This is a genomic window from Micromonospora sp. WMMD735 (assembly GCF_049178995.1).
Taxonomy (GTDB): domain Bacteria; phylum Actinomycetota; class Actinomycetes; order Mycobacteriales; family Micromonosporaceae; genus Micromonospora; species Micromonospora wenchangensis.
In genome coordinates, this window is record NZ_JBMHMJ010000002.1 from 1,025,094 (window position 1) to 1,051,754 (window position 26,661).

Below are 26,661 nucleotides of genomic sequence, written 5' to 3' on the forward strand. Positions count from 1 at the left end.
GCACATCCCCCCGCCCTCCCGGCCCCCGACGGCACACCGACGTCCACCGCCGTCGCGGAACTCCCCCCGGTGCACCGGGGCCCCTTCCGTCCCGGTGACCGGGTGCAGTTGACCGATCCCAAGGGGAGGATGCACACCGTCACCCTGGAGCACGGCAAGGAGTTCCACACCCACCGCGGCATCCTGGCGCACGACGCGCTGATCGGGCAGCCCGACGGCAGCGTGGTCAGCACCGCAGGTGGCGGGACGGCGTTCCTGGCGCTGCGTCCGCTGCTGTCGGACTACGTGCTGTCGATGCCGCGCGGCGCCCAGGTGATCTATCCGAAGGACTCGGCGCAGATCGTCGCCATGGGCGACATCTTCCCCGGGGCCAAGGTGCTGGAGGCCGGCGCCGGCTCCGGGGCGCTGAGCTGCTCCCTGCTGCGTGCCGTCGGCACCGGTGGTGAGCTGCACTCCTACGAGGTGCGCGACGACTTCGCCCAGATCGCCCGACGCAACGTGGAGGCGTTCTTCGGCGCGCCGCACCCGGCCTGGCGGCTGCACGTCGGCGACGTCGCCGACTGCCCGGAGACCGGTTTCGACCGGATCATCCTGGACATGCTCACCCCGTGGGAGACCCTCGACATGGTCGAGCGGGCGCTGCTGCCCGGGGGCGTGTTCATCGGCTACGTGGCGACCACCCCGCAGCTGTCCGAGCTGGTCGAGGCGCTGCGCGAGCGGGGCGGCTGGACCGAGCCGCGGGCCTGGGAGTCGCTGGTGCGCGACTGGCACGCCGAGGGGCTCGCCGTCCGGCCCGACCACCGGATGATCGCGCACACCGCGTTCCTGGTGTCCGCGCGTAAGCTCGCTCCGGGCGTCACCGCGCCGCCGCGCCGCCGCAAGCCCAGCAAGGGCGCGGAGGCGTACGCCGAACGCAAGCAGGCGCTGCGGGAGGCGGCGGCGGCCCGGGAGGCGGCGGCGCAGGCCACCGCCGCCGCGTCGGCCGCCGGAGCCGACGGGCAGGACCTGCCGTGACGGCGGATCGGAGCGGCTGGGCGTGAACGGGCAGAACCCGACGGCCGGTGCGGGCCGACGGTGTGACCGCGGGGAGTGGGCATGAGTCGGCCGGGCTTCGGCGGCGGTGAGCTGCCGGCCGTGTTTCCCGACTGGTCGCCGTACCAGGACCTGGAGTCGGCGGCGCGGGCCTACCTGCGTGACCCGGACATCGCCCTGGAGGCGCTCGGCGGGGTGCTGCGGGGTGCCTCGGTGCTCGGCTTCACCCTGGAACGCTTCGTCAACGAGGTCAACGGGGTGTGGCAGGAGGTCGTCGTCTGCGACGGCAGCCGGCTGGTGCTCTGGCACGGCGAGGACGTGCCGCCGGGGGAGGGCCCGCCCGGGTCGATGACGTCGTCGCTGCGGGTGGTGCCGGTGTCCACGGTCACCGAGGTGGGTTGCCGGCGGCGGCTCACCCGGGCCGAGAACGGCGAGGTACGGGTGGACAGCATCGACGTCTACCTGCTGCTCACCTCGCTGGACGAGGCCCCGCCCGGCGACGAGATGGTCGGTGCGCCCCGGCACGACGCGCTGCGCTTCGGCAAGACCCTCGACGACGGCGGGGCCGGCCAGATCGCCCGGCTGGAGGAGTTCGCCCGGCTGGTCGCCTCGGTGGTCGGCCGCCCGCTGCTGTGACGCCGTGACCGGGCCGGGGGCGACGCCGGGGCGATCCCGGCCCGGGGCCGCCCGGTCGTCCCCGGCTCAGTCGTCCTCGGCCTCGGGGCCAGCGACCTCGACGCCGTCGCTGCCGCGCACCACGTGGATGCACTCACCCGGGCACTCCTTCGCGGAGTCGATCACTTCCAGCCGCAGGTGTTCGGGCACGTCGACCCGGCTGCCGGGGGCGAGCCGCAGCTCACCGTCGACGCCCTTGACGTACGCCAGGCCGTCGACGTCGAACTCGAAGACCTCCGGCGCGTACTGCACGCAGAGCCCGTCACCCGTGCAGAGGTCCTGGTCAACCCAGACCTGCAACTGGTCGGTAGCGACGTCGGTCACCAGGCACCCCCCATGTTCTCCCGTCCCACTCCCCGACGGTACCCGAACGGCCGGACCTGCCCCTCAGGCGTCCCTGGCGATCAAGGTTCGGTGACGAGGGCGTTGCGTGGGACCGAATCGGCCTCATAGCGGCTAGTGTTAGGGCAGAACGTTCAAGCCCCCCGGGGAGGTGGGACGTGGCACGCAGTGACGACGCGGACTCGCGCGCCGCACGGTGGGAGAAGGAGGCCCACGATCTCTCCACGCAGGTCGCGTTCCTTCAGGAGGAACTCGCTCTGGTGCGGCGCAAGTTGACCGAAAGCCCCCGACACGTCCGGCAGCTCGAAGAGCGGCTGGCGGCCACCCAGGCACAGTTGGCGCGGCTCACCGAGAACAACGACCGGCTCGTGAGCACCCTCAAGGAGGCTCGCGCGCAGATCGTGACGCTCAAGGAGGAGATCGACCGGCTGGCACAGCCGCCGTCCGGCTACGGTGTCTTCCTCGCGCGACACGACGACGGCACGGTGGACATCTTCACCGGCGGACGCAAGCTCCGGGTAGCCGTCTCACCCTCGCTGGACGCCGAGGAGTTGCGGCGCGGCCAGGAGGTCCTGCTCAACGACGCGCTCAACATCGTCGACGCGTTCGGCTACGAGCGGGTCGGTGAGGTGGTGATGCTCAAGGAGATCCTCGCGGGTCCCGAGGGCGCTCCGGGCGACCGGGCGCTGGTGGTCTCGCACTCCGACGAGGAGCGCATCGTCCACCTGGCCGACACCCTGATCGGCACCGCGATCAGGGCCGGCGACTCGCTCATGATCGAGCCCCGTTCGGCGTACGCGTACGAGCGGATCCCGAAGAGCGAGGTCGAGGAGTTGGTGCTGGAGGAGGTGCCCGACGTCGACTACACCGACATCGGCGGCCTCCAGTCGCAGATCGAGCAGATCCGCGATGCGGTGGAGCTGCCCTTCCTGCACGCCGACCTGTTCCGGGAGCACCAGCTCCGGCCACCGAAGGGCATCCTGCTCTACGGCCCGCCGGGCTGTGGCAAGACGCTCATCGCCAAGGCGGTGGCCAACTCGCTGGCCAAGAAGATCGCCGAGCGGCTGGGCAAGGACCGGCACACCAGCTTCTTCCTCAACATCAAGGGCCCGGAGCTGCTCAACAAGTACGTCGGCGAGACCGAGCGGCACATCCGGCTGATCTTCCAGCGGGCCCGGGAGAAGGCCGGGGAGGGCACCCCGGTCATCGTGTTCTTCGACGAGATGGACTCGATCTTCCGGACCCGTGGCTCCGGTGTCTCCTCCGACGTGGAGAACACCATCGTCCCGCAGCTGTTGAGCGAGATCGACGGCGTCGAGGGCCTGGAGAACGTGATCGTGATCGGCGCCTCCAACCGGGAGGACATGATCGACCCGGCCATCCTGCGCCCCGGCCGGCTCGACGTGAAGATCAAGATCGAGCGTCCGGACGCCGAGGCGGCCAAGGACATCTTCTCCAAGTACATCCTCGCCGGGCTGCCGCTGCACGCCGACGACCTGGCCGAGCACGGCGGCGAGCCGCAGGCCACCGTCGCGGCCATGATCGACGCGGTCGTCCTGCGGATGTACTCGGAGACCGAGGAGAACCGCTTCCTCGAGGTCACCTACGCCAACGGTGACAAGGAGGTCCTGTACTTCAAGGACTTCAACTCCGGCGCGATGATCCAGAACATCGTCGACCGGGGCAAGAAGATGGCGATCAAGGAGTTCCTCACCTCCGGGCGCAAGGGGCTGCGGCTGCAGCACCTCCTCGACGCCTGCGTCGACGAGTTCCGGGAGAACGAGGACCTGCCCAACACCACCAACCCGGACGACTGGGCCCGGATCTCCGGCAAGAAGGGCGAGCGGATCGTCTACATCCGCACGCTCGTCTCCGGCGGCAAGGGCACCGAGGCCGGCCGTTCCATCGAAACCGCGAGCAACACCGGCCAGTACCTCTGACCGGCCGACCGGGCGGGCCCGCGACGCGACGCGTCGCGGGCCCGCGCGTCTGCGTCACCCACTGTTAACCGCGCCACCCCGCGTGGGGCGGGTGGAATGCCGGACTCGTCGTTAGACTTCCCCCACCGCGTAGTCGACTCCGAGGAACCGCGTGCCGCCCGAGCTCTCCGTCGCCGATCCGCCGCTGTCCCCGGCACTGGATCGCACGCCCCCCACCGTCCCGACGGCCCCGAGGGGCCGCCGCTGGCGGTGGATACCCCTCCTGCTGGCCGCCCTCGTCGCCGCCTGGGTCGTGCCCCTCGCCGGGCACGCCCTGCACCGGGAGTGGCTGCTCCCGCCGATCGTCCTGGTCGCCACGGCCAGCCTGCTCCGCGGTGGCCGCACCCTGCTCGACCGGTTGATGCTCGCGCTCGGCCTGCTGCTCGGCCTGACCGCGATCGCCGGCCTGGTCTTCCCGGTCTGGCCCTGGGGGATGCGGCCGGTGCCGCTGACCGGGATCGCCCTCACCGCGCTGGCCCTCGCCGCCGCCGCGCTGCGCCGCCGGCCCCGGCTGCCCCGACCCGGCTGGGCCGACCTGTTCCCGCTGGCCGGCGCCGCCGCCATGGTGGTCTACCTGCGGCAGCCCTGGCAGCGCGCCACCGACCTCGCCGACCGGCTCACCGTCCTCGGCATGGGCGAGGACAACTGGCGGCACCTGGCACTGTTCGACGCCATGGGCCGCCTCGACGGCTACACCTTCGTCGACCCGGCCGCCGCCCGGGAGCAGATCACCGCCCAGCTCATCTACTACCCGCAGGGCTGGCACCTGGTCACCGCCCTGCTCGACGGCTTCCTGACCCCCACCGGGCCGCGCGTCGACGCCCTCGTCGCCCACTACTTCGGCTGGACCATCGCCGGCTTCGGACTGTTCACCCTCGTGCTGATCTGGGCGGCCCAACGGCTGGCCGGCCCGATCCACCTGCTGCACCGCACCGTGCTCACCGTGGTCGTCGGCGCGCTGGTGCTCGGCACCCAACTGCCCCGCCTGCTCAACGCCGGCTACCCCACCGAGGTGCTCGGGCTGACCCTGACCGTCCTGATCGCCACCCTGGTCGCCCGGCCCGTCCCCGGCACCCGCGAACAGGTCGTGCTGCTGTGCACCCTGCTCGCCGCCGTCGGGTTCACCTACTACCTGTTCCTGCCGGCCGCCGCCGTCCTGGTCCTGTGCTGGGTGCTCACCCACTGGCGGGAGGCGCTGCGCCGCTGGTTCACCGTGCTGACGGTCGGCCTGGCCGGGGCCGCGCTCGCCCTGATCGCCCCGCTGCTCGGCGTGCTCCGGGCCGGGCAGACCGAGGCGCTGGTCATCGGCTCGTCCCAGGCCGTCGAGGGCTGGCGGGCGCTGATCTGGCTCGGCGGGATCGTCGGAGTGGCCCTGCTCGTGCAGATCGCCCGCACCGACCCGGCCTGGCGACGCTGGCTGCTGGTCGGCGTCGTCGGGGTGGCCCTGCCGCTGACCATCGCGCAGATCAACACCAACGCCGGGGTGGCACCGGGCTACTACTTCGTCAAGGGCACCCACCTGGCCACCGCGCTGCTCATCGTCGGCACCGCCGCGGTGGCCCGGTTGCTGCCGGTGCCCCGGCCCGGCCTGAGCTGGCGCGGGGTCGGCAGCACCGCCGCCGGGGTGCTCGCCGCCGCCCTCACCATGACGGTCGCGGTGGCGCTGTGCGGCGTCACCGGCTGGCACCGCAGCCTGCTGGTGGTCGACGAGCAGACCTGGGCGCAGCGCTGGGTCCACCAGGACCTCACCCTGCCGTCCCGGGTGGCCTGGGTGTGCGCCGACGCCCAGCAGCGCTACCCGGAGGTCCCGGGGACCACCACCCTGGTCATCGACCGGGGGCCGGTGCGCTCCTATCTCATCTCGCTGTGCCTGTCGGCGCTGCACGGCACCACCGCCGCCACCGACCCCGGCATCTACAGCCTGCCGTTCCTCGAACCGGACCGCACCGACATCATCGTGCGCCGGGTTTCCGGCCCGGTCCGGTTCATCACCTCCGATCCCAAGGGGGAGCGCCGGGTGCACCGGATGCTGCGCGACGAACCCGCGCTGCGGCACCGGTTGAGCTGGGTGCCGCTGACCGTCCCCGAGTGCGACGTGGCCCCCTCCGACGAGCCGCCCCCGCCGACCCCGGAGACGGCGACGCCCGACCCGGCCGAGGCGGCATGCCCCCTTCCCCGGTGAGGCGGACTACGCTCGACGTGACGGCGGACCGGGTGAGGCGAGCGGAGCGGGTAGGTCGATGAGCGTCAGAAGGATCATGGGCACCGAGGTCGAGTACGGGATCTCCGTGCCCGGCCAGGCCGGAGCGAACCCGATGGTCACCTCGTCGCAGGTGGTCAACGCGTACGGCGCGCGCCCGGAACTCAACCGGGGCGGCCGGGCCCGCTGGGACTACGAGGAGGAGTCGCCGCTGCGCGACGCCCGGGGGTTCACCTACTCCGGGGCCGCCTACGACCCGGCGGAGGCGCTCGCCGACGAGGATCTCGGCCTGGCCAACGTGATACTCACCAACGGTGCCCGGCTCTACGTCGACCACGCCCACCCGGAATACTCCACACCCGAGGTGACCAACCCCCTCGACGTGGTGCGGTGGGACAAGGCGGGGGAGCGGGTGATGGCCGAGGCGGCCCGGCGGGCGGCCACCATCCCCGGCACCCAGCCGATCCACCTCTACAAGAACAACACCGACAACAAGGGCGCCAGCTACGGTGCCCACGAGAACTACCTGATGCGGCGGCAGACCCCGTTCGCCGACATCGTGGCGTACCTGACGCCGTTCTTCGTGACCCGGCAGATCGTCTGCGGTGCGGGCCGGGTCGGCATCGGGCAGGACGGCGGGCAGAGCGGCTTCCAGATCTCCCAGCGGGCGGACTTCTTCGAGGTCGAGGTGGGGCTGGAGACCACCCTCAAGCGGCCGATCATCAACACCCGTGACGAGCCGCACGCCGACGCCGACAAGTACCGCCGGTTGCACGTCATCATCGGCGACGCCAACCTGTCGGAGATCTCCACCTATCTCAAGGTGGGCACCACCGCGCTGATCCTCACCATGATCGAGGAGAAGGCGCTCGGCGCCGACCTGGGCATCGCGGACCCGGTCGCCGAGTTGCGGGCGGTCAGCCACGACCCGTCCCTGACCCACCGGATGCGGCTGCGTGACGGCCGGCGACTGACCGCCCTGGACCTCCAGTGGGCCTACTACGAGCGGGCCCGTTCCTTCGTGGACGAGCGGTACGGCGCGGACGCCGACGCGCAGACCCTGGACGTGCTGGAGCGCTGGGAACGGGTGCTGGACCGGCTGGGCCGGGACGTGTTCCTCTGCGCCGACGAGTTGGACTGGGTGGCGAAACTGCGGCTGCTGGAGGGCTACCGGGAGCGGGAGAAGCTGGGCTGGGGCTCGCACAAGCTCCAACTGGTCGACCTCCAGTACTCCGACGTCCGGCCGGAGAAGGGCCTCTACCACCGGCTGGTGACCCGGGGCTCGATGAAGACCATGCTGGACGACGAGCAGACCCGCCGGGCGATGACCGAGCCGCCGGAGGACACCCGGGCCTACTTCCGGGGCCGCTGCCTGGCCCAGTACGCCTCCGAGGTGGTCGCGGCGAGCTGGGATTCGGTGATCTTCGACGTGGGCCGGGAGTCGCTGGTCCGGGTGCCGATGATGGAACCGGAGCGGGGCACCCGCAAGCACGTGGGCGCGCTGTTCGACAGGTGCGACACCGCCAAGGACCTGCTGGAGACGTTGACCGGCGGCTGACCCGACCGGTGACGGTGGCCCGTCGTACGTCGGTTGCCGGCGCGCGGCGGGCTTTTCGTCGCCTCCGCGAGGTAAGTTCATCGCAGACGATCGTGGAGGAGGCAGCGAGATGGCTTCACAAGAGGGCGGCCAGACCCAGTCGGGCAAGTCGCACCAGGCCGAGGAGATCGACGACGTCACCACCGAGGTCAACCCCGAGGTCGCCGAGCGGCACGCCGAGATCACCGAGGACGTCGACGACCTGCTCGACGAGATCGACTCGGTCCTGGAGGAGAACGCCGAAGAATTTGTCAGGGGTTATGTACAAAAAGGAGGTCAGTGAACAGATCGGCTCAAAACGGACATGCCGCTCCCGCTGGATGACCAGAACGGCCGTCGTCGTTGCCGCGACTGCGGGGAATGGAAGCCGCTCGTTGAGTTCTGTGCGAGCAGCAAGCGTCCCAGCGGTCGTGGCAGCTACTGTAAGCCTTGCTTCAACACCCGTTCGAAAGCCAGTTACGCCAAACGGATCAGGGAGCAGCATGGCCGAGAGGTGAGGGCCACCCGGGAAGTTCCGGAAGGTCATCGCTTCTGCGCCGACTGTGGAACCGTCAAGCCTGTGGTCGACTTTCCCCGTAACCGGGCCGACAGTACGGGCTATGCCACGTACTGCAAGCCCTGTCACAACAGCCGGACAAGGGAAGTCAGGCAGCGGCTCTACGGCGGCAGTCGCGAGTACCACCTGCGCCGCCGCTACGGGATCGGCGAAAAGGAGTTCCAGGAGCTGCTCGCCGAGCAGGGCGGCGTCTGCGCCGTCTGTGGCGCGGAAGATCCTCAACATGTGGACCACGATCACCGCACCGGATCGGTGCGCGGGATACTCTGCTTCAACTGCAACGGTGGTCTTGGCCAGTTCCGTGACAGTCCCACGAGGCTGGCCAGGGCGATCACGTACCTGAGAGGAACCACGTGGCAGCGGGCTTTGATCCATCCGGGCGTCTACCAGATGTGTTCACCAACGCGGGGACGTCCTCCTTCACCTCGTTCCTGAGCAGGGTGGCCCCCGAGATGCTGCCCGGCCGACGGCCGCTGCCGCCGGGCATGGCCGCCGACCTGGCGCCCCACGCCACCACCATCGTGGCCATCTCGGCCACCGGGGGCGTGGTGCTGGCCGGCGACCGCCGGGCCACCATGGGCAACCTGATCGCGCAGCGCGACATCGAGAAGGTGCACCCCGCCGACGCGTACTCGCTGGTCGGCATCGCCGGCACGGCGGGCATCGGCATCGAGCTGATGCGCCTGTTCCAGGTCGAGCTGGAACACTACGAGAAGATCGAGGGCGCGATGCTCTCCCTCGACGGCAAGGCCAACCGGCTCGCCGCGATGATCCGCGGCAACCTCGGTGCCGCCATGCAGGGGCTCGCGGTCGTCCCGCTGTTCGCCGGGTTCGACCTGGCCGCGCGGGACCCCGCCCGGGCCGGGCGGATCTTCAGCTTCGACGTCACCGGCGGCCCCTACGAGGAGACCGGCTACGACGCGATCGGCTCCGGTTCGCTGTTCGCCAAGTCGGCGTTGAAGAAGCGTTACCGGGCCGGCCTGTCCATCGACGACGCGACCCGGCTCGCCGTCGAGGCGCTCTACGACGCCGCCGACGACGACACGGCCACCGGCGGACCGGATCTGACCCGGCGGATCTACCCGGTGGTGATGACGGCGACCGCCGAGGGCACCCACCGGCTCACCGAGGCCGAGACGGCCACCATCGCCGAGGCCGTCGTCGCCGGGCGGATGGAGAACCCGGGCGGCTGACGCCGTCCCCACCCCCCCACCAGCCCCAGTCGTCAGCACAGCGCCAGAAGGAGAACCGCCGCCGTGGCCATGCAGTTCTACGCCTCGCCCGAGCAGATCATGCGCGACCGCTCCGAGCTGGCCCGCAAGGGCATCGCCCGGGGGCGCAGCGCGGTGGTCCTGAGTTACACCGGCGGGGTGCTATTCGTCGCGGAGAACCTCTCCAGCGCCCTGCACAAGGTCAGTGAGATCTACGACCGGATCGGCTTCGCCGCCGTCGGCCGGTACAACGAGTTCGAGAACCTGCGCCGCGCCGGGGTGCGGATGGCCGACCTCAACGGCCTGAGCTACGACCGGCGCGACGTGACCGGCCGGGCGTTGGCCAACGCCTTCGCGCAGACCCTCGGCGCGATCTTCACCGAGCAGTCCAAGCCGTTCGAGGTGGAGATCTGCGTGGCGCAGGTCGGCGCCACGGCCGACGAGGACGAGCTGTACCGGCTCACCTACGACGGCTCGGTCAACGACGAGCCGGGCCGGATGGCGATGGGCGGTCAGGCCGAGGCGATCACCGGGGTGCTCAAGTCCGAGCACCGCCCCGACATGTCGCTCAGCGAAGCGGTCAGGGTGGCCTCGAAGGCGCTGAGCAGCGTCGGTGGCGAGGGTGGTGCGGCCCGGACGATCGCCCCCAACCAGCTGGAGGTGGCGGTCCTGGACCGCAACCGGGTGGGGCGTACCTTCCGGCGGATCACCGGCGCGGCGCTGACCGCGCTGCTGGAGGGCGACGCGGCGGGCGACGCCGCGCCGGCCGACGGCCGGGCCGCGACCCCGACGGTGCCGACGGAGGAGGCGCACAAGCCCACCACCTCGGCCGGCTCGGCCGACCTGGAGGGTCAGCCCCAGGAGAAGCCGGAAGCCTGACGCGTACGCGGACAGGGGCCGGGGTGTGAACCCCGGCCCCTGTCGTGTCGACGGTCAGCGGGTGCGCAGCAGCGGCTTCGCCAGCGCCCAGTAGCCGGCGGCGATGACGTTGAAGACGCCCATGCCGGGCGGCGACTCGACGTTGGACGGGTCGACCGTGGCGGTCATCAGCTCGGCGATGATTCCGTCGGGGACCGTCCGCTCCTGCTGGAGCTGCCGGCGTCGGGCCCGCACCCAGGCCCGGTTGGTCCACAGCCAACCCCAGCCGCGCGCCTTCTCCCGCGCCCAGCCGCCGAGCAGCGCGGCCACCAGCATCGCCGCCTCGGTGAGCAGCAGCATCGGGGCGAGCACCACCAGCGTCCGCGTCTCGTACGCGGTGAGCAGCGAGATCAGCCGGTTGCGTTCCAGCAGGTAGTGCTTGAGCTTGTTGCGGGAGAACTCGTAGTGGTGCACCACCACCGCGTCCGGGACGTACTCCTGGCGTAGCCCGCGCTGCCACAGCCGCAGGCTGATTTCGGTGTCCTCGTGGTAGGCGAAGTATTCGGCGGCGAAGCCGTCCAGCTCCCGCCAGAGCGCCCGGTTGATCACGAAGCAGCAGCCGCTGATCGACGGCACGGTCGTCCGCCGGGCGTGCGCGCTGGCGGGCTGGCCGTTGCCGCCGGCCCAGGACAGCCCGATGTAGTGCAGCGGGTTGCCGGAGGTGTTGATCAGGTCGGGGTTCTCGGCGAGCCGGATCGAGGCCATCACCGCGCCCACGCCGGGCTCACCGGCCACCGCCACGGTGCGGGCGAGCGCGTCGGGGGCGACGACGGCGTCGGAGTTGACGAAGGCCAGCCACTCGCCGGTGGCCTCGGCGGCACCGACCCGGCAGCCGCCGGAGTAGCCGGTGTTCTCCTCCGGCCGGACCACCCGTACCCCGGCGAAGCCCTTGACCACGTCGATGCCGTCACCGGTGCAGCCGTTGTCCACGACGATCAGCTCGATCTCGACGCCCGTGCTGGCCAGCACGGCGCGGGCCGCGTCGACCAGGTAGGGCTCGGCGCCGTAGGCGAGCATCACCGCGGACACCTGGGGGCGGGACATCTACAGACCTCCGGAGACGCCGGTGGCCACCACGTCGTCGAGCGGCCGGCCGGGGGTGGGGGTGGCCGGGCGGGTGCCCCGGCGCAGCAGCAGGACGGCCATGGTGGCGGCCACCACCACTGACCCGACGGCGTAGGCCAGCTCGACGCGGAGCGCGACCGGGGCCGGGACGACCGTGACGGCGAGCAGGGCGGCCACCCCGATCGTCCAGGAGACCGCCTGGGCGCGGTGCCGGTCGAGGGCGAGCAGGGCCTGGCCGAGCACCATCGCCCACAGGTAGGCGAGGGTGCCGACGGCCAGCCAGGCGAAGTCGTCGTGGCCGAGCACGCCGGGGGCGTCGAAGAGCCGGTGCACGAGCCACGGGCCGAGTGCCACCGCGCCGATCGCGCCGGCGACGCCGAGGGCGGTGACCACGCCGAGCGCCCGGCGCAGCAGGCCGTGGAAGCCGGCGACGTCGCCGGTGGTGGCGGTGGTGGCCAGGCCGGGCAGCAGCGACGCCTGCATCGAGCCGAAGACGAACAGCGGGATGCGTACCAGCACCAGCGCGGAGAGCAGCGCGCCGGCGGTGGCCACGTCGGCCGGGTCGATCAGCCGGGCGTTGATCACGCCGACGTTGACCACGACCTGGGAGAGCAGGCTGGAGACGGTGAGCAGGCCGAGGCCGCGCAGCAGGGTGCCCCAGGCCACCGGGAGGCCGCCGCCGACGGCCCGCAGCACCGGCGGGAGGGTCACCAGCACCGACAGCAGCGGGGCGACGACCAGCACCGCGCCGTACCAGACGGGGTCGGTGACGCCGCTGACGCCGAGCCCGGCGACCAGCGCGATGCGCAGCCCGCCGTCGACGCCGAGCTGGGTGCCGTACCAGGGGAAGAGCTGCAGGCCGGACAGCACGCCCCGGGTGGTGTAGGCGACGGCCATCGCGACCAGCGCGCCGATCAGCACGGCGACCATGGTGCCGTCACCGGCGAACAGCCGGTCGGTGAGCGCCTGCTGGCCGGCCAGGGTGACCACGACCAGCAGCGCCAGCACGGCGGCGGCGACGACCGCCCCCCGGGCCAGCACCGGCCCCGGGGGGAGCCCCTGGCTGCGGCGGGCGGCGACGACCCGGGCCACCTCCTGCTCGACGGGGATGAACACGCCGATGCCGAGGGTGAACACGATCGACCAGAGCACCGACAGCGAGGAGTAGTCGGCGAGGTCGAGGGCGTGCCCGGCCACCGCGAGGTGCACGTAGGAGGCGAGCCCGAGCAGGGCGAGCCCGCCTCCGACGGCGAGGGTGCCGGGCGGGACGAGGTCGAGCAGCCGCCGCATCACCGGCGGATGAGCGCCAGCGTGAGCACCGCGAAGGCCCGGCCCAGGTAGATCATCGCCTTGGCGGGGGAGTGGCTGGGGGTGCCCGCCATCCGCTTACGCATCGCCACCGGCACCTGGCGGATGCGGTAGCCACGCCGGGCGGTGTGCACCAGGGTCTCCACCGTGTCGCCGAGGTACTCGGCCGGGTACCAGCCGGCGAACATCTCGATGACCCGTCGGTTGGCGGCCCGGAACCCGGACGTGGTGTCGGTCAGCCGGGTCTTCGCGACCCGGGAGAGCACCCCGGACAGCATGACCATCGCCCAGCGGCGGGGTCCGCGCACCGAGTAGTCGCCCTCGCCGGCGAACCGGGCGCCGATGACGAGGTCGTTGTCGTCGAGCAGGTCGACCAGCTTGGGCACGTACCGGGGGTCGTGCTGGCCGTCGGCGTCGATCTGGATCGCCACGTCGTAGTCGTTGTCGCGGGCGTAGCGGTAGCCGAGGCGCATCGCGCCGCCCACCCCGAGGTTGTACGGCAGCTTCGCCACCCGGGCACCGGCGGCGGCGGCCACCGCGGCGGTCCGGTCGGTGGAGCCGTCGTCGACCACGAGCACGTCGACGCCGGGCAACTCGCCACGGACCTCGCCGACCACGTCGGCGATCGACCCGGACTCGTTGAGCGCGGGGATGATGATCAGGACGCGCTTGCCGTTAACCATCGTGGGACACCAGTTCGTCTCGGGTGGCTGCGGTGACCTGCGCGCCGTCGGCGAGCCGGGCGGCGCGTTCGGCGTCGATCTGCGCGCGGAGCAGGGCGAAGTCCTCGGCCAGGGTGCGGGTCTCCTCCTCCAGCGCGCTGACCTCCCAGCTCAGGTGCACACAGACCAGCAGCAGGAAGACGATGCCGAGGAAGAGCACGAGGCTGACGCCGGAGACCACGCCGAAGAAGCCGGCCACGTTGTCCAGCAGGCGGGGGAACAGCGACAACGGGATGACGATGACCAGTACGCCGAGCCAGAGCATGCCGTACTTCTCGCGGAGCTGCCGGCGGCGCAGCAGCTCGACGATGGTGGCGAGCAGGATCAGGCCGGTCAGACCGGTGACGAGGGTGAGCTTCATGCGACCTTCCACGGGGCGGGTGCAGTCGGGGAGGCGAAGGCGTCGGACAGCGCGTCGTGCCAGTCCGGCAGCGGGGGCAGGCCGGCCTCGGCCCACCGGTCGTGCCCTAGCACACTGTACGCGGGTCGTGCGGCCGGACGCGGAAACCGGTCGCTGGTGGTGGGTCGGACCCGGTCCGGGTCGAGCCCGGCCAGCGTGAAGGCGGCGCGGGCCAGCCCGTACCAGGTGGTCTGGCCGGTGCAGGTGCCGTGGTAGGTCCCGGCGGGGGCGCGTCCGGCCAGGGCCGCGTCGACGAGCGCCACCAGCCGGGTGGCCAGCGCGTACGACCAGGTGGGCTGGCCGTGCTGGTCGTCGACCACGTCGAGGTGCTCCCGGGTGGCGGCCAGGCCGAGCATGGTGGTGACGAAGTTGCGGCCGTGCGCCCCGTAGAGCCAGGCGGTCCGCACCAGGTAGCCGGTTTCGGGGAGGAATCGGACCACGGCCCGCTCCCCGGCGAGCTTGCTGCGGCCGTAGGCGTTGATCGGGTCGGTGGGGGCGTCCTCGGCGTACGGGGTGTCCGCGTCGCCGGCGAAGACGTAGTCGGTGGAGACGTGCACCAGTCGTGCGCCGTGTTCGGCGCAGGCGCGGGCCAGGTGGGCCACCGCGTCGCCGTTGACCGCGGTCGCCGCCGCCTCGTCGCGTTCCGCGCCGTCGACGTCGGTCCACGCGGCGGTGTTGAGCACCACGTCGTGTCCGGCGACGGCGGCCCGGACCGCCCCGGCGTCGGTGACGTCGAGGTCGGCGCGGGTGGCGGCGGTCACCGTGAGGTCGCCCCGGGTGGCCAGCACCGCCAGCAGGTCCCGGCCGAGCATGCCGCCCGCGCCGGTGACGAGCACCCGGGTCATGCGCCCGACGCCTTCTTCAGCGGCTCCCACCAGGCCCGGTTGTCCCGGTACCAGGCGACGGTCCGGGTCAGGCCCTCGTCGAGGTCGATGCTCGGGGCGTACCCCAGCTCGGTGTTGATCTTGCTGATGTCCAGCGAGTAGCGGCGGTCGTGGCCCTTGCGGTCGGCCACCGGGACGACCCGGTCCCAGCCGGCGTCGCACGCCTCCAGCAGCCGCCCGGTCAGCTCCTTGTTGCTCAGCTCGGTGCCGCCGCCGATGTGGTAGACCTCGCCGGAGCGCCCGGCGTGCGCCACCATCGCGATGCCCCGGCAGTGGTCGTGCACGTGCAGCCAGTCCCGGATGTTGCCGCCGTCACCGTAGAGCGGCACGGTGCCCCCGTCGAGCAGGTTGGTCACGAACAGCGGGACGACCTTCTCCGGGAACTGGTACGGCCCGTAGTTGTTGGAGCAGCGGGTGACCACCACGTCCATCCCGTGGGTCCGGTGGTAGGCCAGCGCCAGCAGGTCGGACCCGGCCTTCGAGGCCGAGTACGGCGAGTTCGGGGCCAGCGGCCAGGTCTCCGTCCAGGAGCCGGAGTCGATCGAGCCGTACACCTCGTCGGTGGAGACGTGCACGAACCGGCCCGTGCCGTGCCGCAGCGCCGCGTCCAGCAGGGTCTGGGTGCCCAGCACGTTGGTGGTGACGAACGGCGCGGCCCCGGCGATCGAGCGGTCGACGTGCGACTCGGCGGCGAAGTGCACGACCACGTCCTGACCGGCGACGACCTCGTCGACGGTCGCCGGGTCGCAGATGTCGCCCCGGACGAACCGCAGCCGGGGGTCGTCACGCACCGGGGCGAGGTTGTCCAGGTTGCCGGAGTAGGTCAGCTTGTCCAGCACGGTCACCGTGGCAGGCTCGACGGCGGGCACCCCGGACGCGTCGCCGCCGGGTACGCCCAGCAGCATCCGTACGTACTCCGACCCGATGAATCCGGCTCCGCCGGTGACGAGAATCCTCACGGGGACGGAAGTGTACGCGCACCGGCCCGCTGCTCCGGGGACCGTGACCCCGGTGTCCGGTTCGCGTCGGTCCCGGTAGGCTCCCCCGGTGCGTGGAATCCTTCTCGCTGGTGGCACCGGGTCCCGGCTGTGGCCGATCACCCGGGCGGTGTCCAAGCAGCTGATGCCGATCTTCGACAAGCCGATGGTCTACTACCCGCTGTCGACGCTGGTGATGTCCGGGGTGCGGGAGATCCTGGTGATCACCACCCCGGAGGACCAGGACCAGTTCCAGCGGCTGCTCGGCGACGGCAGCCAGTGGGGGCTGCGGCTGGAGTACGTCGCCCAGGCCCGCCCGGAGGGCATCGCGCAGGCGTTCGTGCTCGGCGCGGACTTCATCGGCGACGACTCGGTGGCGCTGGTGCTGGGTGACAACATCTTCCACGGCGTCGGCCTCGGCCGGCAGTTGGCCGACAACGGCGACCTGGTCGGCGGTCGGGTGTTCGCCTACCCGGTGGCCAACCCGCAGGCGTACGGCGTGGTCGACTTCGACGCCGACGGCCGGGTGCTGTCGATCGAGGAGAAGCCGGCCCGGCCGAAGTCCCGCTACGCGGTGCCGGGACTGTACTTCTACGACAACCGGGTGGTCGAGATCGCCGGCAAGCTCACCCCGAGCGCCCGGGGCGAGCTGGAGATCACCGCGGTCAACGAGGCGTACCGGGAGGCCGGCGAGCTGTCGGTCACCGTGCTGGACCGGGGCACCGCCTGGCTGGACACCGGCACGTTCACCTCGATGATGCAGGCCGGCGAGTTCGTCCGGGTGATCGAGGAACGGCAGGGCATGAAGATCGGCTGCGTCGAGGAGGTCTGCTGGCGGGCCGGCCTGATCGACGACGCCCGGCTCCGCGCGCTGGCCGAGCCGCTGACCAAGAGCGGCTACGGCGACTACCTGCTGGGCCTGCTGGCCGACGGGCACGACGAGGCGGTGCCGAGGGCGGCGCGGTCGGGATCGGAGGGGGTGCGGTGAAGATTCGCCCGCTGAGCATCGAGGGCGCCTGGGAGGTCACCCCGCGGCAGCACGGCGACCCGCGCGGCCTGTTCATGGAGTGGTACCGGTTCGACCACCTCGCCGAGGCGGTCGGTCACCCGCTGCGGCTGGCCCAGGCCAACCTGTCGGTCTCCGGCCGGGGCGTGGTGCGTGGCATCCACTTCGCCGACGTCCCGCCCGGCCAGGCCAAGTACGTCACCTGCGTACGCGGGGCGGTGCTCGACGTGGTGGTGGACCTGCGGACCGGCTCGCCGACCTTCGGCCGCTGGGAGGGCGTCCGGCTGGACGACACCGACCGGCGGGCGGTCTACCTGGCCGAGGGGCTGGGGCACGGCTTCTGCGCGTTGACCGACGACGCGACCCTGAGCTACCTCTGTTCGACCACCTACAACCCGACCGGGGAACACGCGGTGCACCCGCTCGACCCGGAGTTGGGCATCGAGTGGCCGGTCGAGGTGCCGCAACTGTCCGCCCGGGACGCGGCGGCACCGACGTTCGCGCAGGCCAGGGCGGCGGGAATGCTGCCGGACCACGCCGCCTGCCAGGAGTTCGTGGCCGGCGTGGGGCGGGACGGGACGGCATAGCCGGACCGGATCCGAGTGACCGGAGCACACTACCTGTGCTGTGACAGTGACGAACCGACCCTCCGGGCGGCTAGTGTCACATCATGGAGCGGCGAATCTTCGGCCTCGAGACCGAGTACGGCGTCACCTGCACCTATCGCGGGCAGCGACGGCTGTCCCCAGACGAGGTCGCCCGGTACCTGTTCCGCCGGGTGGTGTCGTGGGGCCGGTCGAGCAACGTGTTCCTGCGCAACGGGGCCCGGCTCTACCTGGACGTCGGGTCGCACCCGGAGTACGCCACTCCGGAGTGCGACTCGGTCACCGACCTGGTCGCCCACGACCGGGCCGGTGAACGCATCCTGGAGGGCCTGCTCGTCGATGCGGAGAAGCGGCTGCACGACGAGGGCATCGCGGGTGAGATCTACCTGTTCAAGAACAACACCGACTCGGCCGGCAACTCGTACGGCTGCCACGAGAACTACCTGGTGTCCCGGCACGGTGAGTTCGGCCGGCTCGCCGACGTGCTCATCCCGTTCCTGGTCACCAGGCAGTTGATCTGCGGCGCCGGCAAGGTGTTGCAGACCCCGCGCGGGGCGGTCTACTGCCTGTCCCAGCGGGCCGAGCACATCTGGGAGGGCGTCTCCTCGGCGACCACCCGCAGCCGGCCGATCATCAACACCCGTGACGAGCCGCACGCCGACGCCGAGCGCTACCGGCGGTTGCACGTCATCGTCGGCGACTCCAACATGAACGAGGTCACCACGCTGCTCAAGGTCGGTTCGGCCGACATCGTGCTGCGGATGATCGAGGCGGGCGTGGTGATGCGCGACCTGTCGCTGGAGAACCCGATCCGGGCCATCCGGGAGGTGTCGCACGACATCACCGGCCGGCGCAAGGTACGCCTCGCCTCCGGCAAGGAGGTCAGCGCCCTGGAGATCCAGCAGGAGTACCTGGCGCGGGCCACCGAGTTCGTCGAGCGTCGCGGCGGCGACCAGACCGCCAAGCGGGTGGTGGAGCTGTGGGGCCGGGTGTTGAACGCGGTGGAGAGCGGCAACCTGGACCCGGTGGCCCGGGAGATCGACTGGGTGAGCAAGCTCCGGCTGATCGAGCGCTACCAGCGCAAGCACGACCTGCCGCTGTCGCACCCCCGGGTGGCGCAGATGGACCTGGCCTACCACGACCTGCGCCGGGGCCGGGGCCTGTACGGGCTGCTGGAGCGGCGCGGCCAGGTGGACCGGGTGGCCACCGACCCGGAGATCTTCGAGGCCAAGGAGACCCCGCCGCAGACCACCCGGGCCCGGCTGCGCGGCGAGTTCATCAGGCACGCCCAGGAGAAGCGGCGCGACTTCACCGTCGACTGGGTGCACCTGAAGCTCAACGACCAGGCGCAGCGCACCGTGCTCTGCAAGGACCCGTTCCGGGCGTACGACGAGCGGGTGGAGCGGTTGATCGCGAGCATGTGACCAGGGGGCCGGCGGTCGGTGACGGCCGCCGGCCCACCGGTAGGCTGGCGGGGCGATGAACGATTCCGAATCCGCCGACCGCGAGCGCGGCGACACCCAGCGGCTCAACTGGATCGACAGGCGTCGGGCGAAGATCCGCGACGAGATCGCCCGCAACCGCCGGGGCGAGTACACCGTGCCGACCTGGGTGCTGACCGTGGCGCTGGTCGTCATCGTGGTCGGCTGGCTCGCGTTGATCTTCCTGGTCGGCTGACGCCGGTCCGGCACCGGCTTCGGCGGGACCTCGGGTCAGCGGTGACGGTCGCGCAGACCGCGCTGCCGGGTGGTGCCGCCCGGTCAGCCGAGCAGCGCGGCGGCGTGCCGGCCGGCGGCTGCCGCCGCGAGGAAGTAGGCGTGGTCGGCGTCCAGACCACGGCCCATCGTGGACAGTCGCACCGGCAGGGCCCGTAGCGCGGCGTCCAGCCCGTCGGTGTCGACCCGGACCAGGGTGTGCCGGTCGGCCAGCGGGGCCAGCGCGGCGTCCACCCGGGCCGCCAGCTCCGGCGGCAGTCCGTCCGGCACCACCAGCTCCGCCGGGGCCAGCGCCACCCGGCCGTACGCGGTGAGGCTGTGGTGCGACACCCCCTGGTGCCGGGGGCGGGCGTCGGCGTCGGAGATCCGTAGCGACCCGACCGGCCGGCCACCCAGCACCGCCACCGCGTTGACCGCCTCCCCGACGGCGACGCCGGAGAACCCCCACCGGGTGCCGGTGCCCAGGTTGCCCGGCCCCTGCGCGACGATTGCCACGTCGGCGCGGAGCACGTGCCGGGCGGCCAGCAGGCCGGTGTGCAGGGTGGCCGCCTCCAGGTCCCCGCCGAACGCCTGCCCGACGCTGACCGTGCCGACCAGCACGTCGCGCAGCCCGTCGAGGGTGCGGGAGAACCAGGCCGGCAGCGCGCCGCCGTCGGTGAGCAGGTACGCCACCCGGGCCCGGGGGGCGTCGGCGTGGATGCCGGCCAGGATCGCCGGCAGGGCGGAGTGCAGGTCGGCGGTGACCACCGGCAGCCCGTCCAGGTCGTCGACGGCGGCGAGCAGCGCGTGGTGCGGCGACGCCTCCTCGTCGACCCCGAGCATGATCGGCTGCAACGGGGTGTACCGGGCCTTGACCAGGTGCCCGGCGTCGCGGGTGTCGCCGGCCTGCGGCGGGTCGGCGGGCAGCCGGTCGGGCAGGGCGACCACCAGGGCGTACCCGCCGGTGCCGAGGCCCATCAGCAGCGCGCCGGCGTTGAGCAGCACCCGGTCGCCGGGGACGGGGTCGCCGACCAGCTCCGGGTAGGCCAGCGCGCGCATGGTGGCCCCGTCGGGCAGGGCGACGTCGAGTTCCACCGCGCCGGCCCACCGTCGCCGTACCGCCGTGACCGTCCCGGACCGCCATCGCACCATGCCCGGCACGCTATCGCCGGCGGCCCGGCCGGCCGCGTGCGGGGCCGGCCGCGGTCAGCGTCGGCCGTCGGCCTCCTGATCGGACGGCCCGTCGGTCGGGCGCGCGTCGGCGGCCGGGCCGGGGTACGCCGTGTCGGGCGGGGCGTCGCGCACCGGGTCGGGCTCCTGCTGGGTCCGCCGGGCGTGGCGGCCGGCGCCGGGCAGGGACCGGGTGGGGTCGAGGAAGACGTACCCGATCTCCGGGTAGCGGTCGGTGAGCCGCCGTTCGGCCTCGTCGGCGTCGGCCTCGATGTCGGCCCCGGTCGCCTCGTCCCGGAAGTCGATCTTGGCGGCCACCAGGATGTCGTCCGGGCCGAGCTGCATGGTCAGCAGCGTGTCGACCCGGTCCACCGTCGGCAGGCCGGCCAGCTCGCGTTCGATCTCGTGGTGCAGCCGTTCGGGCACCGCCCGGCCGACCAGCAGCGAGATGTTGCTCCTGGCCAGGATGGCGGCGACGACGAGCAGCAGCAGGCCGATCAGGATCGAGGCGACGCCGTCGAACAGTTCGTCGCCGGTCCACTGCGACAGGCCCAGCCCGACCCCCGCGATGAGCAGGCCGACCAGGGCGGCGCTGTCCTCCAGGAACACCGCCTTGACGGTGGTGTCGGCGGTCAGCCGCAGGAACCGGCGCGGGGTGGTCCCCCAGCGGCGGGACTCGCCGCGTACCTGGCGGACCGCGCGGGCCAGCGACACCGACTCGATGGCGAAGGAGACCGCCAGCACCACGTACGAGATCAGGTAGTCGCCGCTGTGCTCGTGCACCAGGATGGTGGTCACACCGTGGGTGATCGCGAAGCCGGCACCGGCCACGAAGGTGAACAGCGCGGCCAGGAACGCCCAGACGTAGCTCTCCTTGCCGTACCCGAACGGGTGCCTGACGTCGGCGGGCCGGGCCCCCCGGCGCAACGCCAGGTAGAGCAGCACCTCGGTGGTGGTGTCGGCGACCGAGTGGGCCGCCTCGGAGAGCATCGCCGCCGAGCCGGAGATGATCCCGGCGACCAGCTTCGCCACCGCGATGGCGAGGTTCGCCGCCCCCGCCACCACGACCGTGCCGACGCTCTCGCTGTTGCCTTCGGCCTCCGCCATGCGGTCACCGTAAGTCCGCCGGGCCGCCTGCGCTGGGCGGCGGGGTGTCCGTCACGCCACACCCCGCGCGGGTGCACGGGTATCGCGCCCGGGCTGCTAGCGTTCACCCCGTGTCGCGGAGTCGTACCGAACGCCTGGTCAACCTGGTGATCTGTCTGCTGTCCACCAGGCGGTTCCTGACCGCCGCGCAGATCGCCGCGACCGTACCCGGCTACGAACACGATCCGGACGACGCCCGGGAACACGAGGCGTTCCAGCGCAAGTTCGAGCGGGACAAGGCGGAACTGCGCGAGCTGGGGGTGCCGCTGGAGACCGGGACGGCCAGCGTGTTCGACGCCGAGCCCGGTTACCGGATCGCCCACCGGGAGTACGCCCTGCCCGACATTCCGCTCGAACCGGACGAGGCCGCCGCGGTGGGCATCGCCGCCCGGTTGTGGCAGCACGCCGGGCTGGCCGCCGCCGCCTCCTCGGGGCTGGCCAAGCTGCGCGCGGCCGGCGTGGACGTCGACCCGCAGGCCACCCTGGGGCTGGAGCCGATGGTCACCGTCGATCCGGCGTTCGCCCCGCTCACCGCCGCCGCCCGGGACCGCCGCGAGGTCACCTTCGACTACCGGGTGCCCGACCGGGACGCGCCGACCCGCCGCCGGCTGCAGCCGTGGGGCGTGGTCTGCTGGCGGGGCCGCTGGTACGTCGTGGGCCACGACCGGGACCGGGCGGCGACGCGTTGCTTCCGGCTGTCCCGGGTGACCGGCGCGGTCCGGGTCACCGGTGCGCCCGGCGGCTACGAGCCGCCGGCCGGTGTCGACCTGATCTCGCACGTGGCCACCTGGTCCGGGCCGGTCGAGCGGACCGGTCGGGCCACCGTGCTGGCCACCCCCGGGCGGGCCGCCGGGCTGCGCCGGTGGGCGGTGCAGAGCGTGCCCGGCCCCGACGGCGACCGGCTGGTGCTGCCGTACGCCGATCCGGAGTCGCTGGCCGGTCAGCTCGTCGGCTACGGCCCGGACGTCCGGGTCCTGGACCCACCCGAGGTGCGCGACGCGGTGATCCAACGGCTCAAGGAGATCGCCGCCCGGCACGACGAGTTGGCCGTGGCCGGGGGTGCCCGGTGACCCGCCCCGCCGCGCGCACCTCCGCCGACCGGCTGGCCCGGCTGCTGAACCTGGTGCCCTACCTGCTGGCCCGGCCGGGCATCGAGATCGCCGAGGCGGCCGGCGACCTGGGCGTCACCGAACGGCAGCTGCGCGAGGACCTGGAGCTGCTCTGGGTCTGCGGGCTGCCCGGCTACGGCCCGGGTGACCTGATCGACATGGCCTTCGACGGCGACCGGGTGACCATCACCTACGACGCCGGCATCGACCGGCCGCTGCGCCTCACCCCGGACGAGGCGCTGGCCCTGGTGGTGGCGCTGCGGATGCTCGCCGAGACCCCCGGGGTGGCCAACCGGGAGGCCGTCGAACGGGCCCTGGCCAAGATCGAGAACGCGGCCGGTGACCTGGTCGGCGCCCCGGTGGCGGTCCGGCTGCCCGGGGAGAGCCAGCGGGTGCAGGAGCTGCGCGCCGCGGTCGAGCGACGGCGGGCGCTGCGGATCACCTACTACACCGCCGCCCGGGACGAGAGCACCGACCGGGTCATCGACCCGCTGCGGATGCTGATGGTCGACGGTCGCGCGTACGTCGAGGCGTGGTGCCGCCGCGCCGAGGCGGTCCGGTTGTTCCGGGCCGACCGGATCGACGCGGTGGTCGAGCTGGACGAGCCGGCCGTGGTGCCGCCGCAGGCCCGTCCGCACGACCTGCGGCAGGGGGTGTTCCAGCCGTCACCGGACCTGCCGCTGATCACCCTGCGGATCGGCCGGGGCGAGCGGTGGATCACCGAGTACTACCCGTGCGAGCGGGTCGAGGTCGACGGCGACCACTGGCTGGTGTCGCTGCGGGTGACCGATCTCGACTGGGCCCGCCGCTTCGTGCTCGGGCTCGGCCCGGACGTCACCGTCCTCGCCCCGGTCGAGCTGGCCACCCAGGTACGCGCCCAGGCCGCCGCCGCGTTGGAGGCGTACGCGACGCCCGCCTCGGCCGGCCCGGCGGGCGCGGTGCCGTGCCGGTAGGCTGACCGCCGTGGTGAAGTGGATCGTTCTGGCGGTGCTGCTGTTCGCGCTGGTCGTGTTGGCCCTGGCGGTCCGTCCGGTGCTGGTGCGACTGCCCCGGCTGCGCCGGGCGGCGATGGCGTTGCAGCGTCGCCAGGCCGAGGCCGAGACGCTGCGGCACAGCGCCGAGGCGTTGCAGGAACGGGCCGAGGCGTTGCAACGGCAGACCGAGACGACCCAGCAGCGGCTCGAACTGATCAAGGCGAAGCGCGGGAGTTGATCGACAGCGGTCGGTGGGCGACCCGCCCGCAGCCTGTCTGGAGTCCGTTTCACGCAGCTCTGCACCCGTCCAGGTGGTTGACGGGACACTCGCAGGTGGTCAAGACTTCACCGGCCGGGCCGCATCAGCGGTGGCCCGGCGGGTGGCAGCAGCCCGTCACGCACGTACGATGGGCTTCGACACACCCTTCGACACAGAGCGACTGGAGCTTCCCATGGGTGCCCTCAAGCCGTGGCACATCGCCGTACTCGTGGTCGTGCTGATCCTGCTGTTCGGCGCGAAGCGGCTCCCCGACGCGGCCCGCTCGCTCGGCCGTTCGCTGCGGATCATCAAGGCGGAGACCAAGAGCCTGGCCGACGACGACCGCGACCTGGCCGAGAAGGCCGACGCGCAGGCCGGCTACCAGCCGCTGCCGCCCCAGCAGCAGCCCGTGCAGCAGCAGCCGTACGCGCCGCAGCCCCAGCAGCAGTACGCCCCGCAGCCTCAGCAGCAGTACGCGCCGCCGCAGGCTCCGCAGCAGCCGCTCGCCCCGCCGGTCGACCCGGTGCAGCGCGTCCGCGACAACTGACCGAAGGGCCCGATAACCGTGGCCTTCGCACTCCGTAAGCGCGGCCCCAGCACCTTCGAACGGGCCGCCGACGGCTCCATGACGCTCATGGAACATGTCCGTGAGCTGCGGAACCGGCTGTTCCGCGCCTCGCTGGCGATCGTGGTGGGTCTGATCGTGGGCTTCTGGCTCGCGCAGCCCGCGTTCGATCTGCTCAAGGAGCCGTACTGCCGCCTGCCCGGTGCCCTCGACGGTTCGGGTGAGTGTCAGCAGTTCCTCCAGTTGTCACCGGCGGACGGCTTCATCCTCAAGCTGAAGCTGGCGCTGTGGATAGGTCTGATCGTCGGCGCGCCGGTCTGGCTCTACCAGCTGTGGGCGTTCATCGCGCCCGGCCTGCACCGGCACGAACGCAAGTGGGCGTACGTCTTCGTGTCGATCGCGGCGCCGCTGTTCGCCGCCGGTGCGGTCCTGGCCTACCTGGTGGTGGACAAGGGGCTCGCGTTCCTGATGGAGTCCGGTGTCACCGGGCTGTCGACCCAGCTCGAGGTGACCCGCTACATCTCGTTCGTCACGAACATGATCCTGCTGTTCGGGGTGGCGTTCGAGTTCCCGCTGATCCTGCTGATGCTCAACTTCACCGGCGTGGCGAGCGCGAAGCGCCTGCTGAGCTGGTGGCGGGCGGTCATCTTCATCTGCTTCGCCTTCGCCGCGATCGCCACCCCGGACCCGGGTCCGTTCGGCATGACGCTGCTGGCCCTCTCGCTGTCGCTGCTGTACTTCGTCGCGGTCGGGGTGGCGTTCATCAACGACCGGCGCAGGAGGCGGCGCGACGGCTCCTATGCGGGATTGAGTGACGACGAGGTGTCGCCGCTGGAGTTGGACGACGATCCGGTGGTGGCGACACCGGAGCTGGAGTTGTCCGAGCCGGTGCACGCCTCCGAGCCGGTCGCCCCGCCCAGGCCGATCGACCGCCGCTACGACGACATGACCTGACGGCGTAGCCGTCGCGGGCCCCTGACGGTGTTGCCGTCGGGGGCCCGATCCGTAGGGCGAGATCAGCGCGGAGTGGTGCCGACCCGATCGTCGTGTTCGCGGTCCTCCATCGCCTCCAACAAGAACCTCAGTTCGGATGCCCGCCGTTGGCCGCTGCCGGTCAGCTCGTAGGCCCGGTGCCGATCGTCCATCCGTACACCCACCAAGCCTTTTCGTCGCAGCCGGTCCAGGGAGCGGGTGATGTTCCCGTCCGGCAGTCGGACCCCGGCCTTTTCGACAGTGGCGCGCGCTAATTCGCTGAATCGTGCGGGCTGATCCGCGAGGCAGAGAATAACGAGTGCCTCCCAACGGTGGGAGAACAGTTTGTCCAGGTCGCGAAGATATTCAAATTTCACGCGCTAACCCCCGTGTGAACGCGATGTGTCACGTACGCCAGTTCCATTCCTGGTCGTTCGTGCACCCCATGCAACCCGGGCGCCTGCGCCCTGTCAAGCGCGGTGGGGCGCACCGGGACCGTGCCCGACCCCGCCAGCCGCGCCAATCCTGCCCGATTGGCACTGGTGCGGGCTGTTATCGCCGTGCCCTCCCCGCGTCCGGCGTTCCGGGCCAGGGGTTTGACGGACTCTGCTGCTCCTGGGCACACACAGAGTGTGCGTCCGATCGCGCCGTAGATTCCACGACCGCCGTACCGATAGACCTTTGGTGTCCATCGGACTTGACGTCACCGGCCGGCTGAAGGGCGTACGACCGCAAAACCGGCGATGGCGTCCACGAATAGTGGCGGAGGAAGTCACCATGAACGGAAAACTGATGTCCAGGCGTCGTGTGGCCCGCATGCTCGCTGTCGTTCCTGCGGTTGCGGCGGCGGTAGCGGTGGCCCCGGCGGCGGCGCAGGCTGCGTGCACCTCTCCGACCTTTTCGGTCTATCCGGGTTCCGGCATCTCGAACGTGCGGTACGGCCAGGTGGACTTCCACTTCACGGCGTGCAGCAATCAGGCCCCGTCAGCCTGGGCCGCCTCCGTCGGCACCGCACAGGTCAACTCGACGGGCAAGAACCTCGGTTTCTTCATCGACGGCGTGTCGATCCCGACCGACTCGATCGGCTCGTCGACCAGGTACTGGACCGGCAAGATCGCAGCCAGCACCTGTACGCCACGGGTGGGCTTCCCGTGCTCGCGCTCGTACTCGATGACGGTGAAGTTCAGCGCCTCCCTCGACCGCTTCGGCAACCCCCAGATCTACATGGGGACCCGCTCCGCGCCCACCGGGATGGCGCTGTTCACCACCCCCTGACCCGAGCCGGCGACCGGAGC

Annotated in this window: 29 protein-coding genes; 19 read left to right on the top strand and 10 right to left on the bottom strand. The window is 71.9% G+C overall.

Translation table 11 applies throughout. The features are described 5' to 3' along the window. Positions 1 to 69: 69 nt before the first annotated feature. Positions 70 to 1,014, top strand: coding sequence for a tRNA (adenine-N1)-methyltransferase (locus ACN268_RS04510; RefSeq protein WP_421486807.1), 945 nt, complete (start codon positions 70 to 72; stop codon positions 1,012 to 1,014). An 81-nt stretch (positions 1,015 to 1,095) separates the two neighbouring features. Continuing rightward, positions 1,096 to 1,668 (top strand): hypothetical protein, encoded by a 573-nt coding sequence (locus tag ACN268_RS04515; protein ID WP_088646669.1) that lies wholly within the window; start codon positions 1,096 to 1,098, stop codon positions 1,666 to 1,668. Positions 1,669 to 1,734: 66 nt separating this feature from the next. On the opposite strand, the gene ACN268_RS04520 is transcribed toward ACN268_RS04515, so the two are convergent. Next, positions 1,735 to 2,031, bottom strand: a complete 297-nt coding sequence (locus tag ACN268_RS04520) for a ferredoxin (RefSeq protein ID WP_088646668.1) — start codon at positions 2,029 to 2,031, stop codon at positions 1,735 to 1,737. Between the two features lie 176 nt (positions 2,032 to 2,207). Here ACN268_RS04520 and arc point away from each other — a divergent pair, with 176 nt between their 5' ends. The 7 genes from arc to prcA all read left to right on the top strand — a co-directional run bounded on the left by arc (position 2,208) and on the right by prcA (position 10,471). Further along, entirely contained in the window at positions 2,208 to 3,989 is a 1,782-nt protein-coding gene (gene arc / locus ACN268_RS04525; RefSeq protein WP_088646667.1) for a proteasome ATPase, read from the top strand. Positions 3,990 to 4,140: 151 nt separating this feature from the next. Beyond that, complete coding sequence (locus ACN268_RS04530; RefSeq protein WP_421481868.1) at positions 4,141 to 6,210, top strand: hypothetical protein; 2,070 nt, start codon at positions 4,141 to 4,143, stop codon at positions 6,208 to 6,210. Positions 6,211 to 6,268: 58 nt separating this feature from the next. Continuing rightward, a complete protein-coding gene (gene dop / locus ACN268_RS04535; RefSeq protein WP_363655246.1) occupies positions 6,269 to 7,786 on the top strand; it encodes a depupylase/deamidase Dop in 1,518 nt (505 codons plus the stop codon). 109 nt (positions 7,787 to 7,895) lie between these two features. Continuing rightward, the gene (locus tag ACN268_RS04540) at positions 7,896 to 8,108 is read left to right on the top strand and encodes a ubiquitin-like protein Pup (protein WP_302743503.1); all 213 of its coding nucleotides are present in this window, start codon (positions 7,896 to 7,898) and stop codon (positions 8,106 to 8,108) included. Between the two features lie 21 nt (positions 8,109 to 8,129). Continuing rightward, positions 8,130 to 8,816 (top strand): endonuclease VII domain-containing protein, encoded by a 687-nt coding sequence (locus ACN268_RS04545; RefSeq protein WP_421481869.1) that lies wholly within the window; start codon positions 8,130 to 8,132, stop codon positions 8,814 to 8,816. Continuing rightward, positions 8,735 to 9,574: a proteasome subunit beta gene (gene prcB, locus ACN268_RS04550; RefSeq protein ID WP_204960155.1), complete on the top strand. Its 840-nt coding sequence runs from the start codon at positions 8,735 to 8,737 to the stop codon at positions 9,572 to 9,574. Before ACN268_RS04545 ends, prcB begins: the two co-directional genes overlap by 82 nt. Positions 9,575 to 9,637: 63 nt before the next feature. Continuing rightward, positions 9,638 to 10,471, top strand: a complete 834-nt coding sequence (prcA, locus tag ACN268_RS04555) for a proteasome subunit alpha (RefSeq protein ID WP_088646869.1) — start codon at positions 9,638 to 9,640, stop codon at positions 10,469 to 10,471. A 54-nt stretch (positions 10,472 to 10,525) separates the two neighbouring features. Here the strand turns inward: prcA and ACN268_RS04560 are convergent, their stop codons facing one another. From ACN268_RS04560 to rfbB, 6 genes are read right to left on the bottom strand one after another with little or no spacing between them, the layout of a single operon-like run. Beyond that, positions 10,526 to 11,554: a glycosyltransferase family 2 protein gene (locus ACN268_RS04560; RefSeq protein ID WP_421481870.1), complete on the bottom strand. Its 1,029-nt coding sequence runs from the start codon at positions 11,552 to 11,554 to the stop codon at positions 10,526 to 10,528. Continuing rightward, entirely contained in the window at positions 11,555 to 12,865 is a 1,311-nt protein-coding gene (locus ACN268_RS04565; RefSeq protein WP_421486808.1) for a lipopolysaccharide biosynthesis protein, read from the bottom strand. It abuts the gene before it with no gap. Then, positions 12,865 to 13,566: a glycosyltransferase family 2 protein gene (locus tag ACN268_RS04570; RefSeq protein ID WP_145920205.1), complete on the bottom strand. Its 702-nt coding sequence runs from the start codon at positions 13,564 to 13,566 to the stop codon at positions 12,865 to 12,867. Before ACN268_RS04570 ends, ACN268_RS04565 begins: the two co-directional genes overlap by 1 nt. Then, entirely contained in the window at positions 13,559 to 13,966 is a 408-nt protein-coding gene (locus tag ACN268_RS04575; protein ID WP_145920204.1) for a DUF2304 domain-containing protein, read from the bottom strand. The genes ACN268_RS04570 and ACN268_RS04575 overlap by 8 nt, the downstream gene beginning before the upstream one ends. Then, positions 13,963 to 14,850, bottom strand: a complete 888-nt coding sequence (gene rfbD / locus ACN268_RS04580) for a dTDP-4-dehydrorhamnose reductase (RefSeq protein ID WP_421481871.1) — start codon at positions 14,848 to 14,850, stop codon at positions 13,963 to 13,965. Before rfbD ends, ACN268_RS04575 begins: the two co-directional genes overlap by 4 nt. Beyond that, on the bottom strand, positions 14,847 to 15,848 hold the full coding sequence (rfbB, locus tag ACN268_RS04585; RefSeq protein WP_421481872.1) for a dTDP-glucose 4,6-dehydratase: 1,002 nt from the start codon (positions 15,846 to 15,848) through the stop codon (positions 14,847 to 14,849). The genes rfbD and rfbB overlap by 4 nt, the downstream gene beginning before the upstream one ends. Positions 15,849 to 15,936: 88 nt before the next feature. On the opposite strand from rfbB, the gene rfbA reads away from it, so the two are divergent. The 4 genes from rfbA (at position 15,937) to ACN268_RS04605 (ending at position 19,154) form a co-directional block, all read left to right on the top strand. Beyond that, positions 15,937 to 16,854, top strand: coding sequence for a glucose-1-phosphate thymidylyltransferase RfbA (rfbA, locus tag ACN268_RS04590; RefSeq protein ID WP_421481873.1), 918 nt, complete (start codon positions 15,937 to 15,939; stop codon positions 16,852 to 16,854). Continuing rightward, the gene (rfbC, locus tag ACN268_RS04595; protein ID WP_421481874.1) at positions 16,851 to 17,459 is read left to right on the top strand and encodes a dTDP-4-dehydrorhamnose 3,5-epimerase; all 609 of its coding nucleotides are present in this window, start codon (positions 16,851 to 16,853) and stop codon (positions 17,457 to 17,459) included. The genes rfbA and rfbC overlap by 4 nt, the downstream gene beginning before the upstream one ends. 83 nt (positions 17,460 to 17,542) lie before the next feature. After that, entirely contained in the window at positions 17,543 to 18,901 is a 1,359-nt protein-coding gene (gene pafA, locus ACN268_RS04600) for a Pup--protein ligase (protein WP_088646860.1), read from the top strand. A gap of 55 nt (positions 18,902 to 18,956) precedes the next feature. After that, the gene (locus ACN268_RS04605) at positions 18,957 to 19,154 is read left to right on the top strand and encodes a hypothetical protein (protein WP_088646859.1); all 198 of its coding nucleotides are present in this window, start codon (positions 18,957 to 18,959) and stop codon (positions 19,152 to 19,154) included. 83 nt (positions 19,155 to 19,237) lie between these two features. On the opposite strand, the gene ACN268_RS04610 is transcribed toward ACN268_RS04605, so the two are convergent. Both ACN268_RS04610 and ACN268_RS04615 read right to left on the bottom strand, forming a co-directional pair. After that, positions 19,238 to 20,323 (bottom strand): DUF3866 family protein, encoded by a 1,086-nt coding sequence (locus tag ACN268_RS04610; RefSeq protein ID WP_421481875.1) that lies wholly within the window; start codon positions 20,321 to 20,323, stop codon positions 19,238 to 19,240. A gap of 54 nt (positions 20,324 to 20,377) precedes the next feature. Continuing rightward, complete coding sequence (locus ACN268_RS04615) at positions 20,378 to 21,448, bottom strand: cation diffusion facilitator family transporter (RefSeq protein WP_421481876.1); 1,071 nt, start codon at positions 21,446 to 21,448, stop codon at positions 20,378 to 20,380. Positions 21,449 to 21,558: 110 nt separating this feature from the next. On the opposite strand from ACN268_RS04615, the gene ACN268_RS04620 reads away from it, so the two are divergent. The 5 genes from ACN268_RS04620 to tatC all read left to right on the top strand — a co-directional run bounded on the left by ACN268_RS04620 (position 21,559) and on the right by tatC (position 25,348). Further along, positions 21,559 to 22,557: a helix-turn-helix transcriptional regulator gene (locus ACN268_RS04620; RefSeq protein ID WP_421481877.1), complete on the top strand. Its 999-nt coding sequence runs from the start codon at positions 21,559 to 21,561 to the stop codon at positions 22,555 to 22,557. Then, entirely contained in the window at positions 22,554 to 23,549 is a 996-nt protein-coding gene (locus ACN268_RS04625; RefSeq protein ID WP_421481878.1) for a helix-turn-helix transcriptional regulator, read from the top strand. The genes ACN268_RS04620 and ACN268_RS04625 overlap by 4 nt, the downstream gene beginning before the upstream one ends. A gap of 13 nt (positions 23,550 to 23,562) precedes the next feature. Further along, the gene (locus ACN268_RS04630) at positions 23,563 to 23,808 is read left to right on the top strand and encodes a hypothetical protein (RefSeq protein ID WP_421481879.1); all 246 of its coding nucleotides are present in this window, start codon (positions 23,563 to 23,565) and stop codon (positions 23,806 to 23,808) included. 214 nt (positions 23,809 to 24,022) lie between these two features. Continuing rightward, positions 24,023 to 24,376: a Sec-independent protein translocase subunit TatA gene (tatA, locus tag ACN268_RS04635; protein WP_363655222.1), complete on the top strand. Its 354-nt coding sequence runs from the start codon at positions 24,023 to 24,025 to the stop codon at positions 24,374 to 24,376. An 18-nt stretch (positions 24,377 to 24,394) separates the two neighbouring features. Further along, entirely contained in the window at positions 24,395 to 25,348 is a 954-nt protein-coding gene (gene tatC / locus ACN268_RS04640) for a twin-arginine translocase subunit TatC (RefSeq protein ID WP_421481880.1), read from the top strand. A gap of 62 nt (positions 25,349 to 25,410) precedes the next feature. On the opposite strand, the gene ACN268_RS04645 is transcribed toward tatC, so the two are convergent. After that, positions 25,411 to 25,743 (bottom strand): hypothetical protein, encoded by a 333-nt coding sequence (locus ACN268_RS04645; RefSeq protein ID WP_421481881.1) that lies wholly within the window; start codon positions 25,741 to 25,743, stop codon positions 25,411 to 25,413. Between the two features lie 400 nt (positions 25,744 to 26,143). Between ACN268_RS04645 and ACN268_RS04650 the strand changes: the two genes are divergently transcribed. Beyond that, on the top strand, positions 26,144 to 26,641 hold the full coding sequence (locus tag ACN268_RS04650; protein WP_421481883.1) for a hypothetical protein: 498 nt from the start codon (positions 26,144 to 26,146) through the stop codon (positions 26,639 to 26,641). Positions 26,642 to 26,661 lie beyond the last annotated feature (20 nt).